This is a genomic window from Candidatus Nanopelagicales bacterium, from assembly GCA_018003655.1.
Classification (GTDB): domain Bacteria; phylum Actinomycetota; class Actinomycetes; order S36-B12; family UBA10799; genus JAGNDY01.
This window is the reverse complement of sequence record JAGNDY010000010.1, coordinates 1-17,786: the sequence shown is the minus strand read 5'-3', so window position 1 is coordinate 17,786 and position 17,786 is coordinate 1. Positions and strand designations below refer to the sequence as shown.

17 protein-coding genes are annotated in these 17,786 nt (G+C 64.6%); 16 read left to right on the top strand and 1 reads right to left on the bottom strand.

Annotation, left to right across the window (positions count from 1 at the left end; all coding sequences use genetic code 11):
* Positions 1-2: 2 nt before the first annotated feature.
* Both KAZ48_03290 and KAZ48_03285 read left to right on the top strand, forming a co-directional pair.
* The gene (locus tag KAZ48_03290) at positions 3-1,199 is read left to right on the top strand and encodes a hypothetical protein (GenBank protein ID MBP7971800.1); all 1,197 of its coding nucleotides are present in this window, start codon (positions 3-5) and stop codon (positions 1,197-1,199) included.
* Between the two features lie 16 nt (positions 1,200-1,215).
* Positions 1,216-2,019 carry a Fic family protein gene (locus KAZ48_03285; GenBank protein MBP7971799.1) on the top strand — a complete coding sequence of 268 codons (804 nt, stop codon included), beginning with the start codon at positions 1,216-1,218 and terminating at the stop codon, positions 2,017-2,019.
* A 288-nt stretch (positions 2,020-2,307) separates the two neighbouring features.
* Here the strand turns inward: KAZ48_03285 and KAZ48_03280 are convergent, their stop codons facing one another.
* The gene (locus KAZ48_03280) at positions 2,308-3,096 is read right to left on the bottom strand and encodes an HAD family hydrolase (GenBank protein ID MBP7971798.1); all 789 of its coding nucleotides are present in this window, start codon (positions 3,094-3,096) and stop codon (positions 2,308-2,310) included.
* Positions 3,097-3,440: 344 nt separating this feature from the next.
* On the opposite strand from KAZ48_03280, the gene KAZ48_03275 reads away from it, so the two are divergent.
* The 14 genes from KAZ48_03275 to KAZ48_03210 form a co-directional block, all read left to right on the top strand.
* Complete coding sequence (locus tag KAZ48_03275; protein MBP7971797.1) at positions 3,441-4,577, top strand: hypothetical protein; 1,137 nt, start codon at positions 3,441-3,443, stop codon at positions 4,575-4,577.
* 23 nt (positions 4,578-4,600) lie between these two features.
* Positions 4,601-5,746: a TadA family conjugal transfer-associated ATPase gene (locus tag KAZ48_03270; GenBank protein ID MBP7971796.1), complete on the top strand. Its 1,146-nt coding sequence runs from the start codon at positions 4,601-4,603 to the stop codon at positions 5,744-5,746.
* Complete coding sequence (locus tag KAZ48_03265; protein MBP7971795.1) at positions 5,743-6,453, top strand: type II secretion system F family protein; 711 nt, start codon at positions 5,743-5,745, stop codon at positions 6,451-6,453. The genes KAZ48_03270 and KAZ48_03265 overlap by 4 nt, the downstream gene beginning before the upstream one ends.
* A complete protein-coding gene (locus tag KAZ48_03260; protein MBP7971794.1) occupies positions 6,450-7,211 on the top strand; it encodes a type II secretion system F family protein in 762 nt (253 codons plus the stop codon). The genes KAZ48_03265 and KAZ48_03260 overlap by 4 nt, the downstream gene beginning before the upstream one ends.
* A 192-nt stretch (positions 7,212-7,403) precedes the next feature.
* The gene (locus KAZ48_03255) at positions 7,404-7,583 is read left to right on the top strand and encodes a DUF4244 domain-containing protein (GenBank protein ID MBP7971793.1); all 180 of its coding nucleotides are present in this window, start codon (positions 7,404-7,406) and stop codon (positions 7,581-7,583) included.
* Between the two features lie 65 nt (positions 7,584-7,648).
* Positions 7,649-8,005: a hypothetical protein gene (locus tag KAZ48_03250; protein MBP7971792.1), complete on the top strand. Its 357-nt coding sequence runs from the start codon at positions 7,649-7,651 to the stop codon at positions 8,003-8,005.
* Positions 8,002-8,385 (top strand): hypothetical protein, encoded by a 384-nt coding sequence (locus KAZ48_03245; protein ID MBP7971791.1) that lies wholly within the window; start codon positions 8,002-8,004, stop codon positions 8,383-8,385. Before KAZ48_03250 ends, KAZ48_03245 begins: the two co-directional genes overlap by 4 nt.
* A gap of 73 nt (positions 8,386-8,458) precedes the next feature.
* A complete protein-coding gene (locus KAZ48_03240; protein ID MBP7971790.1) occupies positions 8,459-8,794 on the top strand; it encodes an STAS domain-containing protein in 336 nt (111 codons plus the stop codon).
* 11 nt (positions 8,795-8,805) lie between these two features.
* Positions 8,806-9,174 carry an ATP-binding protein gene (locus tag KAZ48_03235; GenBank protein MBP7971789.1) on the top strand — a complete coding sequence of 123 codons (369 nt, stop codon included), beginning with the start codon at positions 8,806-8,808 and terminating at the stop codon, positions 9,172-9,174.
* A 220-nt stretch (positions 9,175-9,394) separates the two neighbouring features.
* Positions 9,395-11,920 (top strand): sodium-translocating pyrophosphatase, encoded by a 2,526-nt coding sequence (locus KAZ48_03230; GenBank protein MBP7971788.1) that lies wholly within the window; start codon positions 9,395-9,397, stop codon positions 11,918-11,920.
* 147 nt (positions 11,921-12,067) lie between these two features.
* Positions 12,068-14,926, top strand: coding sequence for a type I DNA topoisomerase (topA, locus tag KAZ48_03225; protein MBP7971787.1), 2,859 nt, complete (start codon positions 12,068-12,070; stop codon positions 14,924-14,926).
* Between the two features lie 65 nt (positions 14,927-14,991).
* Entirely contained in the window at positions 14,992-15,627 is a 636-nt protein-coding gene (locus tag KAZ48_03220) for a dTMP kinase (GenBank protein MBP7971786.1), read from the top strand.
* An 88-nt stretch (positions 15,628-15,715) separates the two neighbouring features.
* A complete protein-coding gene (locus KAZ48_03215; GenBank protein ID MBP7971785.1) occupies positions 15,716-16,912 on the top strand; it encodes a DNA polymerase III subunit delta' in 1,197 nt (398 codons plus the stop codon).
* Positions 16,909-17,786: alpha/beta fold hydrolase (locus KAZ48_03210; GenBank protein MBP7971784.1), on the top strand; the 878-nt coding region annotated here is incomplete at its 3' end. The genes KAZ48_03215 and KAZ48_03210, both read left to right, overlap by 4 nt.

The following is a 17,786-nucleotide window of genomic DNA, read 5'->3' as shown; positions in this document are numbered from 1 at the left end:
ACATGACGAGAAGGCCAGTCTGGCTGCTGCTGGGTGTTGCGGTGGCCGCTGTCGTCCTCATCATCGTGTTCCTCCCCGGTGGCTCAAGCACGAGTGCCAACCAAAACGGCAACGCGGAGTCTGGCGCCATTTTGGTGGATCCCTCCAACTCGAATGAACCGGGCGTCAACACCTCTGGGGTGACAAACCCGCCGGAACCGCAACCCGCGATCGACTTACCGAATGCTGTTGCGGGTCAGAAACCGACCCAGTTCGTGGTCGTCTCCTTTGATGGTGGTGTCGAGAGCAAAGACGGCCTGATGACCCACTACATGGACTTGGCCAAGCAGGTCGACGGCCGCTTCTCCTTCTTCGTTTCCGGGGTGTATCTGCTGCCGGACAACAAAATGAAGCTCAACTACGACCCTCCCGGCCACACCCGCGGCACCTCCGCGATCGGCTTCGGCGACCCAGCGATCATTGGCACCCGCATCGACAAGCTCGGCGAGGCCTACCTCGCCGGAAACGAGATCGGCACCCACTACAACGGGCACTTCTGCGGTGCCGGTGGGGTTGGCTCCTGGTCGACAGCCGATTGGACGTCGGAGATCAACCAGTTCAACAAGATCATGGACAATTGGCGGGCCTACAACCCGCAGGCCGCCGACGCGGGGCCGCTGCCGTTCAGCTCCAGCGTGGTCAAGGGCGGCCGGACGCCGTGCTTGGAGGGTAACCGCCCGGCGATGTACAAGGCGTTCAAGCGGGCTGGATACGAGTACGACACGTCCAACCCCGGCAAGCTCGAGTGGCCGACCAAGACCAAGGGCCTGTGGGACATTCCGTTGCAGGCCATCAAGGTCCCCAACCTCACTTACCCGACCTTGTCGATGGATTACAACTTCCTGTTCAACCAGAACGCTGGCAAGACCACGGCTCCGGAAGCCAAGTGCAAGTCCATCGAGGAAGACACCTACCAGGCGTATCGCAAGGCGTTGGATGACGTCGAGGCCGGTAACCGCGCACCGCTGATTCTCGGTAACCACATGAACGAGTGGGTGTGTGGCGCGTACAAGAACGCGTTGACGCGGTTCGTCCAGGACACCCATCGCGACCACCCGGACGTCAAGTTCATCTCCACAATTGACCTCGCCCGCTGGATGGACGCGCAGGACCCAGCAGTGCTCAAGGCGCTCCAGCAGCTTCCCGCCCAAGCGCAGTAGGGGAGAATCACTGTCCGTGCCCCCAACGGACTTGCTCGCACCCCTCGTTGATCTGACCGGCGTTCAGCAAGCAGCCGACAACGCTCGCCAGCGAGTCGACTCCCTATTGTGGGATCGCAGCCTGCAGACCAAAGGGCAGGCGCTGGCCGCCGATTGCTCCTTGCAGAACGCTCGGGCGTCGGCAGCGATCGACGGCATCGACATCGCGCTTTCGGCCTGGGCCACCGGCGACGCGTTTGATGACTCGCCGATCGGCCACGCTGCTGCCGGTGTGTGGAGGCTGGAAGAGGCCCTGCGCGAACTTGGGGGAATCTGGGCGACCGCACCCTCGCAAGCACTCGCACGGATGCACAGCCTTGTGGCCAGGGACGTTGTGGCTGAGGCCGAACTCGGCCGTCCCAGGCGTGACGACCAGGCTGACGATCCGCTCCGCGTCAAGGCACTGCCAGATGTGCCGACGATGCAGGTCAGGCTGACCGCGTTGACCGACATGGCGACAGGTTCGACTGCTGCGCCCGCCGTGGTCGAGGCAGCGATCATTCACGGTGAACTGCTTGCCCTTCGGCCGTTCGGTTGGGGCAGTGGACCGATCGCCCGGGCGGCGATGCGACTGGTGCTGGCCCATCGAGGCCTCGATCCTGATCTGCTGGTCATGACCGATGCCGCGGTCTACTCAATCGGCCGACCGGCGTATGTCGACGCGGTGCGCTCGTACATCAGCGGGACACCCGACGGCGTAGCGCGGTGGATCCGCTTCTGTGCTGAATCTGTCTCGGTCGGGGCGCGGTTGAGTAGCGACCGCTTGGGTCAGTTGGCCTGAACCGCGCGTTGACTTCCAGACACGCCGGAGTTTTTCCCCGAGCCATTGCGTGTCGGGTGAAACCTGCCCATTGGACATTCCATTGGCGACTCTGCGGGAGTAGAAATAACTCGTAGCGGCCCCCAGGGTTGCAAACGCCGGATCGGGCACCCACGCGGCGCCTGACCCTCGATAAGGGTGATGGTCCTTCGAGACCACGTGTACGCACGCTTGTTCACCTGGTTCGGCGTGACGAGGAGCCCCCGTCTTTGGCGGGGGCTCCTGGCATGTTCCGGCTCGTCGGGGGTGTTAGTGACGACGGAGTCGCTGGCGGGCGTACCAGGCCATTCCGAGCGCAGCAGCGCCGGCGGCGCTCGCGGCACCTGCCGCGGCGCGGGCACGAGCCTGCTGACCCTTCTCCTTCATCGCGACTGGCTTGCGGAAGTCGAGGACCGGCCACACCCGTTCGGAAGCGATTTGGCGCAGTTCCTTGTCGGGATTGGTCGCGAAGGGATGACCGACCGCCTCGAGCATCGGCAGGTCGGTGATCGAGTCGGAATACGCGTAGCAATCCGCGAGGTCGTAGCCCTTGTCCTCCGCGAGCGCCCGCATCGCATCGGCCTTCGCGTCGCCGTAGGCATAGAAGAGGATCTCGCCGGTGTACTTGCCGTCTTCGATCGCCACCTGGGTGCCGATCGCTATGTCTGCGCCAAGTAGTTCGCAGATCGGCTCAATGACCTCGGTGCCCGAGGATGAGATGACCACGACGTCCCGGCCCGCCGCATGGTGCTCGTCGAAGAGCGTCAGGGCTTCGGCGTAGATGATCGGTTCGATGACCGTGCCCAGCGCATCGTTGACGATGCTGCTGACCAGGGACACGTCCCAACCTGCGACCAGGTCAGACATGTACGCGCGGGCCTGATCCATTTGTGATGCGTTCGCGCCTGCCAGTAAGTAGACGAACTGGCCGTAGGCGCTCCTGAGCACATCCGCGCGCGCCAGCAGGCCGCTGTCAAAGAGGGGCTTTGCGTAGGCCAAGGTGCTTGATTTGGCCAGCAGGGTCTTGTCCAGGTCAAAGAACGCCGCCGACTTAGCCATGCCGCCATCGTAGGTACGTGCGCAACTCGGCGCCAATCCTTGTGCCGCGACTCGCAAACGTCTTTCTCGTTGGCGCGGCTTGGCCAGTTTTGGCAGCGCCGTCTCATTGCACAGCGTGTGCGAATGTGTGCATACTGCTACCACCCGGTCGTGACTGCGACCGCGTCAACGCATCCCCCGCGTTGGCCTGAAGACCCCCGCATCCCCCGCGGGGGTCTTCCCCATGCGGGGCCAGAACCGCGACTTCGCACAGCAGTTGTCCACATTCCATTGATGCGTCCGGCTTTCCCACAGTTGACGGTTGTTCGCGCGCTCCTGGCTCCCAGCTTGGGCAGGCTCACTGCATGGTCACAAGAGGTGCGACTGCCAGTGAAGTCATCGGCGGCACATCGACGAGAAGCACGCGCAATGGCGAGGGTGCTGCCCCGCTGTTGGCGACTGACGATGTTGAACTGCTCGATGACCTCCTGCGACTATCCGCCGCCGCGCAGATTCGGCCTGATATTGCGATGTCGCTGGCGGCGGTCCGCAGCCGTTGGTCGAGTTCACCCCTGGTCGTGGTGGGGGCGGATATGGCCGAGCAGATTCAACGCGCGCATGTTCCTCGTCGACCGTCGGTGGTACTGGCGACCCGTACTTCAGCAGTGCCGAGTTTGTGGCAGCGCGGGGTCGAACTGGGAGTCGAGCACGTCGCCTGCCTGCCGGAGGCTGAAGGCTGGTTGATCGACCGCTTCGCCGAACTGTTCGACGCAGAGGTTCGTCATGCACCAGTTATTGCGGTGGTCGGATCCCGCGGCGGGTCAGGGGCTTCGAGTCTGGTGGCCGCGTTGGCCGTTACGGCCGCGTCGATCGGCCTACGCTCGCGGGTCGTTGACCTCGATTCCCTCGGCGCCGGAATAGATGTGGTGCTTGGTGGGGAAGAACTCGCGGGACTGCACTGGCGGGATCTCGAGCAGGCACAAGGCCGAATCCCGGCAGCTGTCCTGGATTCCGGACTGCCCGAGGTTGCAGGTACCCGCGTCCTCACGTGGGGACCAGGCCGATGCGAACCACTGTGGCCCGGCGCGGTCGCCGCATCGGTCGATGCGCTGAGGAAGGTCAGCGATCTCGTCATCGTTGACCTTCCTCGTGGCCTCGGGGATTTCGCCGGCGAGGCGCTCGCCCGCGCCAGCTGGGTACTGATGGTGGTCCCGCGCGATGTCACGTCGGTCGCCGCCGCCGGGCGGATCCTCGCCGGACCGTCGTTGGAAGGGGCGTCGGTCCAACTGGTGACCCGCGGTCCGGCGCCGAGCGGAATCGATCCAGCAGACATCGCCAGATTGCTGGGCCTGCCACTGCTGGCGAACCTGGACCGAGATTCGGCCGTGGCACGCGAACTGGAGTCGGGTTCGGCACCCGGAACTCGGCGACGTAGTTCGTTGCACCGGACGAGTCGAGTCATCCTGGACCAACTCGGACTGATCGCGGGAGCCAGCCCATGAGCGCGACGTTTGTTTCCGAGGGAATGGTCGATCGAATCCGGGACCGACTAGCCCGCGAGAATTCGGCCCCTACCCCATCACGAGTCGCGGCCGCACTGCGATCCGAGGGAGTGATTCTTGGTGATGCGGCGGTACTGGAAATGGTCGTCGCCCTACGCTCCGAACTCGCCGGTGCAGGCCCGCTGGAGCCATTGCTCCGCGAATCTGGGGTCACCGATGTGCTGGTCAACGGGCCGGACTCGGTGTGGGTGGACCGAGGTTCGGGCCCCACGCTGGAACCGGTCACATTTCGAGACGAGCCTGCGGTTCGGCGGCTGGCCCAACGGCTCGCCGCCGCCGCCGGCCGACGCTTGGACGAGGCGACCCCCTACGTCGATGCCCGGATGCCAGATGGTTCGCGCCTGCACGCCATCCTGCCGCCAATCGCCACCCGCGGAACCTGCATCTCGCTGCGGGTCCCACGCCGCCGGGTCTTCACGCTGACCGACCTCATCGACCTGGGGACTTTGCCGCCAGGTGGTTCTCGCTGGCTCGCTGCCCTGGTTGCGGCCCGTGCAGCCTTCCTTATCAGCGGCGGAACCGGGTCGGGGAAGACAACGCTGTTGTCGGCCTTGTTGTCGATCTGCGACGACCGGGAGCGGATGCTCATCGTGGAGGATTCTGGCGAACTCGACCCGGATCACCCCCACGTCGTACGGCTGGAGGTGCGGCCGCCCAACGTCGAGGGGCAGGGCCACGTCAGCCTGCGAGACCTCGTCCGGCAGGCGCTGCGCATGCGGCCTGATCGCCTGGTCGTCGGTGAGGTTCGCGGCGCTGAGGTGGTTGATCTGCTCGCGGCCTTGAATACCGGACACGAGGGTGGCTGCGGAACCGTTCACGCGAACTCGGCTGCCGATGTCCCCGCTCGGTTGGAGGCACTTGCGCTGGCTGCCGGACTCGGCCGAGATGCACTGCACTCGCAGGTCGCCGCCGGCGTCGATGCGGTCGTCCATATCGACCGCGACCGTGGTGGCCGACGCACCGTCGCTGGCATCCACACCATGCGCCGCCGAGATGATGGCTTGGTTGTCGCTGAGGAGGCCGTGTCATTCAGTGGCGCCGAGGTCAGGCACGGCCCGGCAGCACAGCGATTGGCGACGCGGCTCGGACTCGAACACCAGTCTCCGTGAATACCGCCGCAGTTGTCGGAGCCTTCTGTGCGGGACTGGCCGCCGTCATCTTCTGGTGGCAACCCCGCCGATCACTGGCACGATCCGAACCCGATGTTGATCATCAACCGCGACCTATACCGACTGCGGTGGGATGGATTCGTGGCCGAATCTCACGACGATCCGATGCGACCAAGAGACGACAAGCCGCCCTTGAGGTGGTGTCGGGGTTCGCCGCCGAGCTCAAGGCGGGACAACCCTTGGGGGTGGCACTGCAGCGCTGCGTCGAATCTGTGCCCGTGGTGGTGTGCCCGCACGCTATTGCCGTCGTGCGCCTCGGCGGCGACCTGCCGCAGGCTCTGCTGCGTGACGCGCGGGAACAGCGATTGCCAATCCTTCGCTCGCTGAGCGCTCTCTGGCAGGTCGCCGAGGGTTCCGGCGCGGGGTTGGCAGCCGCAGCCGACCGGCTCGCGACTGCTGAGACCAACGCCGAAGAGGTGCGGCGCGAACTGATGGCACAGCTTGCGGGTCCTCGAGCAACCGCTCGGGTTCTGGCCGGCTTGCCAGCGGTCGGACTGATGCTCGGCACGAGCCTTGGGGCATCCCCAGTGAAATGGCTGCTCGGCACTCCGTGGGGGCTGACGATGCTGGCGGCGGGTTTGGTGTTGGAGGCTCTCGGGCTCTTCTGGACGAGCAGGCTCACCCAGTCGGTCGAGGCGCTGTTGTGACGGCGGTGCTGGTCGCCTGCCTGACTGGCGCCTGGCTGCTCCTGTGGACCTGGCGGACACCGCCTACTCGCCGCCTCGAACAAGTGGTGCGGGCCCAACGGAATGCTTCTGCGGGCACAGCGCTGAATCCGCGGCCAACCGCAGCCACACACGATGTCGTCAACCCGCGATTGATCTTTGCCGCGTGTGCGATGGCGGCATTCGGTTGTTGGATGCTCGTGGGCGGTCCGACCGGAATCGTGTTGGCTGGCGCGATTTTGGTCGTGGGTCCACGATTGCTCGCGGGCGTTGAACCCCGATCGGTTCGCGCGCGCCGACAGGCATTGGAATCGGCCGCTCCGATGGTTGCGGATCTGATGGCTGCTTGCTTGTCGTCGGGCGCCTCGGCGGGTGCGGCGACACGAACCGTGTCACAGGCGCTGGATGGCCCAGCGAGTGACGTCCTGGCCAAGTGCGTGACGCACATCGATCTGGGTGCTGACCCCACCCAGACCTGGTCCTCGATGACGGCGGACACAGCACTCGCTCCCATCGCCCGGGCCGTAGTCCGTTCGGCGCAATCCGGGGCACCGCTTGCCGACGTGCTGGTACGTGTTGCCGACGATCTGAGATCGGCTCGCAAGGCGACGCTGGAGACGGCTGCGCGCAGTGCGGGGATCAAAGCAGTCGGACCGTTGGGACTGTGCTTCCTACCAGCCTTCATGTTGCTGGGGATCGTCCCGCTCGTGGCCAGCCTGATCGTCCAGATGACTGGGTAGCGCGTCCACAACCCAACTGCCCGGTGGTGCAATCCCCAGTTCGATTCTCAGTGCCGCGGCGGTATTCCAGTTGGCGCAACGATGAATGTGCGCAGCAATCGGGGCGCCGAGTGGGGTCAGGGCCCACCTGTTCCGGCGGGGGATCGGAGCGGTTCACGGGCGGCCTGGCCGTCCACTTCAAGGAGGTAGTGCATGACAAATCAACTGGCGAGGGTTGTTCACGACGATCAGGGAATGTCAACGGCGGAGTATGCCGTGGGCACCGTTGCCGCGGCTGGATTCGGTGGGCTGCTGGTCAAGCTCCTATCGAGCCCAGATGTCCAGGACTTGTTGTGGAACGTTATTCAGAAGGCGTTCTCATTCATCTTCTGAGTCGATGCTGGTGGGGTCAGATTCGTTCTGGCCCCACCAGGACTCGACGGGCGTCGTCGCTGATTGTGAACGAGCGCAAACTCGGCCGCGACCAGTCCGGCATGGTCACGGCAGAACTGGCGGTTGCGCTCGTGGGCCTGGTCGTTGTGCTCGCGATGATCCTCTTTGCTGTGGCCGTTGCCGTTGCGCACATACGGACGCAGGAAGCGGCGAGGGTTGGCGCACGTGCGGCCGCGCGTGGTGAGGCAGGCGGCGACGTCACTGCGGCGGCCCATCGTGCGGCACCCGGTAGTTCGGTGGAGGTACAACGCAGCGGCGAGCGGGTTCGGGTCGTGGTTCGCGACCGGCTTCGATTGCCGATGCTCCGAATCGGTGGCGTGACGGTCACGTCGGACTCGGTCGCTGGAGTGGAGCCGCGATGAGTTGTCAGGCCCGACAACACCGAGCTGACCGAGGTGCGGCGACGATCTACGTGATGGCGATGGCGCTGATTTGCCTCGTCGCGGCAGTGGTTGCAGTAGCTATCGGCGAGGTCGCGATCACTCGTGCGCGAGCCAGTAGTGCCGCCGACCTGGCAGCCCTGGCCGCGGCCGACAATCGCCAATCCGGTGCGCCATGTGCGCGAGCCAGCTCGGTCGCTGCGGCCGGCGGCGCACGGTTGACAAGCTGCGAGCAGGTCGGGTCCGACGTCTTGGTGCAGGTCGAAGATCAACTTCCGCGCATGGTTCGGATGTTGGCCGGAGCTGCCGGGCAGCGCGCACCTATCATTCACGTGGTCGCTCGTGCGGGTCCACCGCAGTGACACTCGTGCGGGTCCACCGCAGGTGTGCCACAGTTGACCGTCGGCCCGCACTGAAGCTATGTCGGAGGAAAACGTGCAGATCACCATCTCGACCCGTGAACAGGACAACCGCTCGATCGTTGAGGTGTCCGGTGAAGTGGATGTGCACGAGGCCCCGACCCTGGATGCCGAGCTGTCGGGCCTGATCGAGGCCGGCAACGTCAACGTGATCGTCGACTTCACCAACGTCGAGTTCCTGGATTCAACTGGCCTAGGAGTGCTGGTCAAGGGCCTCAAGCGCGCCCGCGAGCACGATGGCTCACTGACCGTGGTGGCGACGGCTGACCGGATTGTCAAGGTATTCCGAATCACCGGACTCGACTCGGTCATTGGAGTTCACGCCACTGTTTCCGATGCGCTCGCGGGCTGATCACCGTGCCCATGGCCGCACTGAGCATCCCGCCTGACACCGAGAACGTGCGGACAGTTCGACTTGTCGCCGGTGCCGCTGCCAGACGAACCGGTATTGACGAGGAAATCCTGGAAGAGGTTCGCCTGGCCGTTGGAGAGGCGTGCGCCCGGGCCGTCCTGCGGCACCGAGGTGCAGGTGAGACCGCCGCGATCGATGTCGAACTCAATCATGATGAGCACGGATTTAGCGTTCGAGTCGTCGATCACGTCGTCGATGCGCCTGATGAGGACGAGGCGCAGCTTGCCCTCGCGGTTATTTCGGCGCTCGTGCCAGAGTCATCACTGACGGCTGAGGCCGGTGGCACTGTCGTCACGATGCGCTGGCCCGCTGCCGGGTAGGGGTCGTTACCCGCCCGAATCGGGACTTTGACCTTGGGGGTCTGTCAACCCGAAGGACCATCACAACGTAGACTCGCGCCGATCCAGAGGCCTTCGTTGGTTTCTGGTCGCTTAGGAATACCTAAGTTGGTGGTGTTGGCAGGTCCCACAGGAGGCGTGGGGCCTACGCGCTGGGCGCGGGCCGGCACCAATAATTGGTCATTTGTGACAAGGAGACAGCATGTCCGCAGTCAGCTCGCTTGCAGCTGGCGTCGCGATCTCGCTTGAAGGCACCAACTTCACCCTCGTGGCTGTCGTTGCTCTCATTGCCTTACTCGCGTTGGTCGTAGCGCTGGTCCTGGTTCGTGGCGTACTTGCCGCCGGTCAGGGAACCGAAACCATGCAGGAGATCGCCGGGTCGATCCAGGAAGGCGCATCCGCTTACCTGAGTAGGCAGTTCAGGACGCTGAGCATCTTCGCGGTGATCGTGTTCTTCGTTCTGTTCCTGCTTCCCGCCGAGACAACCAGTGAGCGCATCGGGCGCTCGATCTTCTTCGTCGTTGGTGCCGTGTTCTCCGGCATCACCGGCTACGTCGGCATGTGGCTGGCCGTCCGCGCGAACGTGCGCGTCGCCGCTGCCGCCCAGGAATCCGGCGAGCTCAACGCCATGAAGATCGCCTTCCGTTCCGGTGGCGTCGCTGGCATGTTCACCGTGGGCCTCGGCCTATTCGGTGCGGCACTGGTGGTGCTGATCTACAAGGGCGAGGCGCCCAAGGTGCTTGAGGGCTTCGGCTTCGGCGCTGCGCTGCTCGCGATGTTCATGCGTGTTGGCGGCGGTATCTTCACCAAGGCTGCCGACGTCGGAGCTGACTTGGTCGGCAAGGTCGAGCAGGGAATCCCGGAGGATGACCCCCGCAACGCAGCCACCATCGCCGACAACGTCGGTGACAACGTCGGTGACTGTGCCGGTATGGCAGCTGACCTGTTCGAGTCCTACGCCGTGACTTTGGTCGCCGCCCTCATCCTGGGTAAGGCAGCCTTCGGCGAAATCGGCCTTGTGCTTCCGCTGGTCATCCCGGCGATCGGTGTTATCACCGCAGTTCTGGGTATCTTCACGGTCGCTCCGCGTGCGGGTGATCGTTCCGGCATGACTGCCATCAACCGTGGCTTCTTCATCTCCGCGATCATCTCCGCGATCTTGGTTGTTGTGGCTTCGTTCTGGCTGCTGCCCTCACGGATCGTTGAGCTCAAGGGCATCTCGATTGACGGCTACGGCGTTGACATCTTCAAGATCGCCTCCTTCAACCCACGCCTCATGACGATCGGCGCGGTCCTGATCGGCATCCTGCTGGCAGCAGCGATGCAGGTTCTGACCGGCTACTTCACCGAGACCAACCGCAAGCCGGTCAACGACGTCTCACAGTCGTCGCTGACGGGTCCAGCGACGGTCATCTTGGCTGGTATTTCGGTGGGTCTTGAGTCTGCCGTTTACTCGGCGCTACTCGTCGCGGCCGCGGTCTACGGCGCGTTCCTGCTTGGTGGCGGTTCGCTGCTGCTCAGCCTGTTCGCGGTTGCGCTGGCCGGTACCGGCCTGCTGACCACCGTCGGTGTCATCGTCGCAATGGACACCTTTGGCCCGATCTCCGACAACGCCCAGGGCATCGCGGAGATGTCCGGTGACGTCGATGAGCAGGGCGCACAGGTGCTCACGAGCCTTGACGCGGTTGGGAATACGACCAAGGCGATCACCAAGGGCATCGCGATCGCGACCGCCGTGCTCGCTGCGACCGCGCTGTTCGGCTCCTTCCGCGACACCGTCGTGTCGGCTGCCGCCGATTCCGGCGACGCGTTACGCACGGTCTTCACCAGTCAGCCCTTGGATTTCGGCCAGTACGCCGGTGTGCTCGACGTTGCCAACCCGCGCAACCTGGTCGGCCTGATCATCGGTGCGGCCGTGGTGTTCCTGTTCTCCGGCCTTGCCATCAACGCGGTCTCCCGCGCTGCTGGTGCGGTGATCTTCGAGGTGCGTCGCCAATTCCGCGAGCACCCCGGAATCATGGCGGGCACGGAGAAGCCCGAGTACGCCCGTGTGGTCGACATCGTCACTCGCGACTCGCTGCGTGAGCTAGCGACGCCGGGTCTGCTCGCGGTGCTGACGCCGATCGCGGTTGGATTCGCCCTCGGCATCGGTGCCCTCGGCTCCTACTTGGTCGGAACGATCGCCACCGGTCTGCTGATGGCGGTCTTCCTGTCGAACTCCGGTGGCGCGTGGGACAACGCCAAGAAGTTCGTCGAGGACGGCAACTACGGCGGCAAGGGCTCGCTGTCGCATGAGGCAACCATCATTGGCGACACGGTTGGCGATCCGTTCAAGGACACCGCTGGCCCGTCGATCAACCCGCTGATCAAGGTGATGAACCTGGTTGCGCTGCTGGTGGCCCCAGCTATCGTGTCCATGTTCCTCAACAACCAGACGTGGCTGCGCATGGCAATTGCCGGCGTCGCAACCGCGATCGTGGTCGGCTCAGTCATCATCAGCAAGCGTCGTCCAATCGCCGTGGCTGAAGACGACATGGGCGAGGGCGTCGAAGAGCCGGGTGCGCCAACCCCGGACGCTGACGACGAGCTCGACGAAATCGTCGACGAGGTCGCCACTGAAGAGGGTGTCCCGCTCCCGGCCGATGAGGTTGAGGATGGCGCCGATGGCGACAAGGAAGACACCAAAGAAGACAGCAAGGACGACGCGAAGGCAGATGCCAGCGCCTAACGGTCGACCAATCAACTGCCCCGGAATCCAGCATGTGATTCCGGGGCAGTTGGATTTTCTGGCGCTGTCTGCTGAGCCCACCTGGTCGCGTTGCACACCTATGAGGTTGATCCCACTGGCGATGCCACGGGTAACGTGACGGAGTCGATGGGGTTAGAGTCGCCGCGGCATCACCTGAATTCACCACCGAACCAAAGGAGCGCGCCTGTGCCGACGAAGCCAGCCACCCGCCGGCTCGTCATCGTGGAGTCCCCGGCCAAAGCGAAGACGATCCAGGGTTACCTGGGCAAGGGCTATGAGGTCGACTCCAGCGTGGGCCACATTCGTGACCTCCCGCAGGGTGCCGCCGAGATCCCCGAGCAGTACCGCGGCCTGCCCTGGGCGCGGTTGGCGATCGACATCGACAATGACTTCGCCCCCGTCTATGTGGTGCATCCGTCCAAGAAGGCCAAAGTCGCCGAGCTCAAGAAGAAGCTCAAGAACGCCGACGAGTTGCTGCTCGCCACCGATGAGGACCGCGAGGGTGAGGCCATCGCATGGCACTTGCTGGAGGTCCTCAAGCCCAAGGTGCCGGTTCGTCGGATGGTCTTCCACGAGATCACCAAAGAAGCCATTCAGCGAGCGGCGGAAGAGACTCGCGAGCTCGACACGAGCTTGGTCGACGCGCAGGAAGCCCGCCGGGTGCTCGATCGGCTGTATGGCTTCGAGGTCTCGCCGGTGCTGTGGAAGAAGATCATGTCCAACCTGTCGGCCGGTCGCGTGCAGTCCGTTGCGCTGCGCCTCGTGGTGGATCGTGAGCGTGAGCGGATCGCATTCAGGGCGGCCGAGTACTGGGACCTGGAAGCGTTGGTCGACCCCGGGGCATTCCCTGCGCGACTGACCGGCGTGGACAGTCAGCGGATCGCCACCGGCGCTGACTTCGATGATCGCGGCCAGTTGAAGAAGCCCGACGTGCTGCGCCTCGACGGTGCCGGGGCCGAGAAGCTCTCCGACGCGCTGACCGACGCGCCACTGCGCGTCACGTCGGTGACCCGCACCCCAAAGTCGCGCAGACCGCAACCGCCGTTCATGACCTCGACGCTGCAGCAGGCCGCCGGCAACAAACTGCGCTGGACTGCCCAACGGGCGATGCGTGTCGCCCAAGGGCTCTACGAGCGCGGGTACATCACCTATATGCGGACCGACTCCACAACGCTGTCGGACGCTGCGATCAACGCCGCCCGCAAACAGGCCGGTGAACTCTATGGCGCCGACCATGTCTCGGCGGCACCTCGCCGGTACGAGCGCAAAGTGAAGAACGCGCAGGAGGCGCACGAGGCTGTTCGCCCGGCCGGGGATTCCTTCCGCACTCCTGCCGAGGTCGCCGGAGAGCTGACTGGTGACGACTTCGCGCTGTATGACCTGATCTGGAAACGAACCGTCGCATCGCAGATGGCTGACGCCAAGTTGGCGACGACGACGATCAAGCTGAACGCCGATGCTTCCGATGGCCGCGTCGCGCAGTTCTCCGCTAGCGGCACCGTCGTCACCTTCGCTGGGTACATGGCCGCCTACGAGGAGGGCGACTCCGACGATTCGGGCAAGGACGGCAAGGAAGGTTCGACCCGGCTGCCCAATCTTTCCGAGGGCGACCACGTCGAACTGCGCAGCATCTGCGCCGAAGGTCACGCCACCAAGCCGCCCGCGCGCTATACCGAGGCTCGGCTGGTCAAGGAACTCGAAGAGCGCGGCATCGGCCGCCCGAGCACCTACGCCTCCATCATCGACACCCTGGAGCGACGCAACTACGTCGTCAAGCGTGGCTCGGCAATGATCCCGACCTGGCTCGCGTTTGCCGTGATCCGGTTGCTGGAGGAACACTTCGCGCAACTCGTCGACTATGACTTCACCGCCACGATGGAGGAGGTGCTGGACACCGTCGCTGCTGGTGACGTTCCCCGGCTGGAGGTTCTGCGCCGGTTCTACTTCGGCGGCGAGGGCCTCAAGGGTGAGCCGTTCACCGGCTTACACCAACTGGTCAACGGGCTTGGTGATATCGACGCGAGAGAAATCTCCTCGTTCCCACTGGCCGACTCGGACCTGGTGTTGCGCGTTGGCCGCTATGGCCCGTACCTGGACCGCAATGGCGAGCGAGCCAACGTGCCGGAGGAGTTGGCACCCGATGAGTTGACGGTCGCGAAGGCCGAGGAGCTGATGGCGTTGCCGTCAGGTGATCGCGAACTCGGAATCGACTCGGTCAGTGGAAACATGATCGTGGCCAAGACCGGCCGCTACGGCCCGTACGTCACGGAGTTGCTGCCGGAGGATCCAGAGCCGCAGCCAGCCCCGGCGCCAGTGTCCCCCATCGACGGCGGCGATAGCGACGGTGCCGCGGTGGCCAAACCCAAGCCCAAGAAGCGCGCCAAATCCAAGGTCAAACCCCGCACGGCCAGCCTGTTCAAGGACATGTCCCTGGACACCGTGACCTTCGATGACGCGATGAAGCTGCTCTCGCTGCCGCGAGTCATCGGCCAACATCCCGAAGACGGCGAGGAGATCCTTGCTCGCAACGGTCGGTACGGCCCGTACATCACGTGTGGCAAGGAGACTCGCTCGATCGCTGACGAACCGACTTTGTTCACCATGACTTTGGACGAGGCGATTGCGGTACTGGCCAAACCGAAGGAACGTCGTGGTCGTGGCCAGGCAGCCCCTGGCAAGGAGATCGGCGAGGATCCGGCGACCAAAGCGATGATCACGCTGAAGGACGGCCGCTTCGGTCCCTACGTCACCGACGGGGAGACCAATGCATCGCTGCGACGCGCTGACGACCCCTTGACCATCACCCTCGACCGAGCGGTCGAGTTGTTGGCTGAGCGCAGGGCTGCCGGACCGCCGGTGAAGAAGCGGGCCGCGAAGAAGGCGGCCAAGAAGTCGCCAGCTAAGAAGAGCACGGCGAAGAAGGCTACGGCCAAGAAGACGGCCAAGAAAGCCCCTGCCAAGAAGGTCGCGACGGCGAACTCCTGATCGACAAAGGCGCTTACAGTGACTGACCTGACCCACGGTCGTTCGACTAGCGTGATTGGGGGCCCATGAGCACGGGATTCTTCATCGTCTTCGAAGGCGGCGAGGGTGCGGGCAAGTCCACCCAGGTCGCCGAACTGGCGCGCAACTTGCGCTCGCGTGGTTCGCACGTCGTGCTCACCCGAGAGCCAGGCGGGGTGCCGTCGGCCGAGGCGATCCGTTCGATTCTGCTCGATCCCGCCAACGACGGACTCACCGATCGGGCGGAAGCACTGCTCTTCGCGGCCGCCCGTGCCGAGCACGCCGCCCAGTTGATTCGGCCTGCCCTCGACCGTGGCGACGTTGTGATCTGTGACCGGTTCATCGACTCCTCCGTTGCGTACCAAGGGGTTGCCCGGGACTTGGGCGTTGACCAGATCGCTGATCTGAGCGCGTGGGCGACCGAAGGCCTGCTGCCAGATTTGACAATCGTGCTGGACATCGACCCGGTCGACGGTTTGGTGCGGGCAGGCCACACGAGCGCGACGCCGGATCGTATGGAATCGGAATCGTTGTCGTTCCACGAGCGAGTTCGGCAGGCATTCCTTGACCGCGCCGCAGCGAGTCCGCAGCGGTACGAAGTCATCGACGCGACCTTGCCCGCGGACGTCGTGGCCCAACAGGTCGGCCGGGCGGTCACAGCCCTCATATCGAGGCAGCGCTAGCCGGCAATCACCCCGCTGGCACCCACTCCGCACTGGCAACTACGCAGCCATTGCCCCGCCGGGCTGGCTGACCGTGCACAATCAGGGGGTGACGGTGTGGGACGGCCTGGTCGGTCAGGGGGATGCGGTCGAGACCCTGCGCGCGGCCTCCCTTCACGCTGGCACGATTCCCGTGGGCCCATCAATGACCCACGCTTGGTTGATCACCGGGCCACCAGGCAGTGGCCGTTCCACCGCCGCCATCGCCTTTGCCAGAGCCCTGATGTGCGACCAGGCTGGGTGCGGTGACTGCCCTGCGTGTCGCGATGTTTCGGCCGGCGGTCATCCCGATGTCGAGATCGTCCGACCGCAGGGACTCAGCTATCGCACCGACGATGCTCGGGCGCTGGTGAACCGGGCGTTCATTGCGCCCTCGCTCGGCCGTTGGCATGTGATCGTCATCGAAGATGCCGATCGTCTGACCGAAGCCGCGAACAATGTGCTGCTCAAGGCCATCGAAGAGCCACCGCCGCGAGCGGTCTGGATCCTGTGCACGCCCAGTGCCGAGGACGTGCTGCCGACTATTCGCTCGCGCTGCCGCCAGATCGCGCTGCGCAGCCCCAATCCGATGGATGTGGCTGACTACTTGTCCAGTACCGAGCAGGTCGATCATGCGGTCGCGCTCTTTGCCGCTCGTGCGGCGCAGGGACATGTCGGGCGGGCACGAGCACTGGTCCGCGACGAGGGGGCCCGCCAGCGTCGCCAGCAAATCCTGACCATCCCGTCGTCATTGTCCGACCTCGGCGCGTGCCAGCGTGCGGCCGAACAGATCGTCGCTACGGCAAAGAAGGATGCGCTCGCTGCGACGCAAGATGTCGACCAGAAGGAACTCGCGAATCTGCACTTGGCCTGGGGTGAGGGGGCCGAGGGTCGAGGGGTCAAAGGCGGAGCCCGCGGGATGAAGGGTGCCGAGAAGGAGCTAACCGATCGACAGAACTCACGACGAACCCGCACCCAACGTGACCAGTTGGACCGGGCCCTCATTGACCTGTTGGCGTTCTACCGGGATGTGTTGGCGGTGCAGTTCGCCGCCGAAAACGGCGAGCCCAGGCCGGAGTTGATCAACGAGGAAATTCATGGCGAGGTTGAACGCTCGGCCCAATCCAGCTCCCCGACGGAGACGATGCGGCGGATCAACGCAGTCGATCATGCGCGCGTTGCGCTCAACGCCAACGTAACCCCGGAACTGGCCATCGGCTCGTTGACCATCGAATTGCGACGTCCCAGCCTAAGGAGGTCGATATGAGGCGACAGATCGTGGCGATGTCGGCCTTTCTTGCCGCAGCCAGCCTGGCGCTCGGCGCTTGCGGCTTGACCAGCAACGGCGGTGGACCAACGACCCCACCAACGTCGAGCCCGTCGGCGAACTTGCAGGGCTACTACAACCAACAGGTCCAATGGCGCAGTTGCCTGAACGGTATGCAATGCGCCAGGGTCCAGGTTCCGTTGGACTACGACAGGCCGGATGCCGCCCGCATCCCGCTGGCCGTCGCCCGGATGCCGTTGCGCGACCAGTCGAACAAGCTCGGCTCGTTGGTGCTCAACCCGGGCGGCCCCGGTGGATCGGGAATCCAGTACGCGCAGGCAGCGCAGTACGAGCTTGGCGCCGATGTCCTGAATCGTTACGACATTGTGGGGTTCGACCCTCGCGGCGTCGGGCGCAGCCGCCCCATCGAATGTATGAATGACGCCCAGACCGACAAGTTCATCGCCACCGTCGGTCCGCCGGCGAACGCGGCACAGACCGAAGCGCTGCTGAGCGCCAGCCGATCCGTTGGCAAGACTTGTGAACTGAACTCACCCGCGTTGACCCCGAACGTCGGGACGGCCGAAGCCGCCCGAGACATGGACATCATCCGGTCCGTTCTCGGCGACGCGAAGCTGAACTACCTGGGCAAGTCGTACGGAACGTTCCTCGGACTGACGTACGCGGATCTGTTCACCGATCGGGTCGGCAGCTTTGTCCTCGACGGCGTCATCGACCCGACGCTGACAAACGACGGGTTGGCCAAGGGACAGGCAGAAGGTTTCCAGCTGGCGCTCAGTAGGTTCATCGCCAACTGCCCCAAGCACGCGGACTGCCCCCTACCGGCTGACCCAAAAGCTGGTCTAGTCAAGAT

Excerpts from the sequence above, each read along its gene's own strand:
- KAZ48_03290 (MBP7971800.1), top strand. The coding sequence starts at position 3 with ATGACGAGAAGGCCAGTCTGGCTGCTGCTGGGTGTTGCGGTGGCCGCT.
- KAZ48_03280 (MBP7971798.1), bottom strand. The coding sequence starts at position 3,096 with ATGGCTAAGTCGGCGGCGTTCTTTGACCTGGACAAGACCCTGCTGGCC.
- KAZ48_03275 (MBP7971797.1), top strand. The coding sequence starts at position 3,441 with ATGGTCACAAGAGGTGCGACTGCCAGTGAAGTCATCGGCGGCACATCG.
- KAZ48_03270 (MBP7971796.1), top strand. The coding sequence starts at position 4,601 with ATGGTCGATCGAATCCGGGACCGACTAGCCCGCGAGAATTCGGCCCCT.
- KAZ48_03255 (MBP7971793.1), top strand. The coding sequence starts at position 7,404 with ATGACAAATCAACTGGCGAGGGTTGTTCACGACGATCAGGGAATGTCA.
- KAZ48_03245 (MBP7971791.1), top strand. The coding sequence starts at position 8,002 with ATGAGTTGTCAGGCCCGACAACACCGAGCTGACCGAGGTGCGGCGACG.
- KAZ48_03235 (MBP7971789.1), top strand. The coding sequence starts at position 8,806 with ATGGCCGCACTGAGCATCCCGCCTGACACCGAGAACGTGCGGACAGTT.
- KAZ48_03230 (MBP7971788.1), top strand. The coding sequence starts at position 9,395 with ATGTCCGCAGTCAGCTCGCTTGCAGCTGGCGTCGCGATCTCGCTTGAA.
- topA (MBP7971787.1), top strand. The coding sequence starts at position 12,068 with ATGGGGTTAGAGTCGCCGCGGCATCACCTGAATTCACCACCGAACCAA.
- KAZ48_03220 (MBP7971786.1), top strand. The coding sequence starts at position 14,992 with ATGAGCACGGGATTCTTCATCGTCTTCGAAGGCGGCGAGGGTGCGGGC.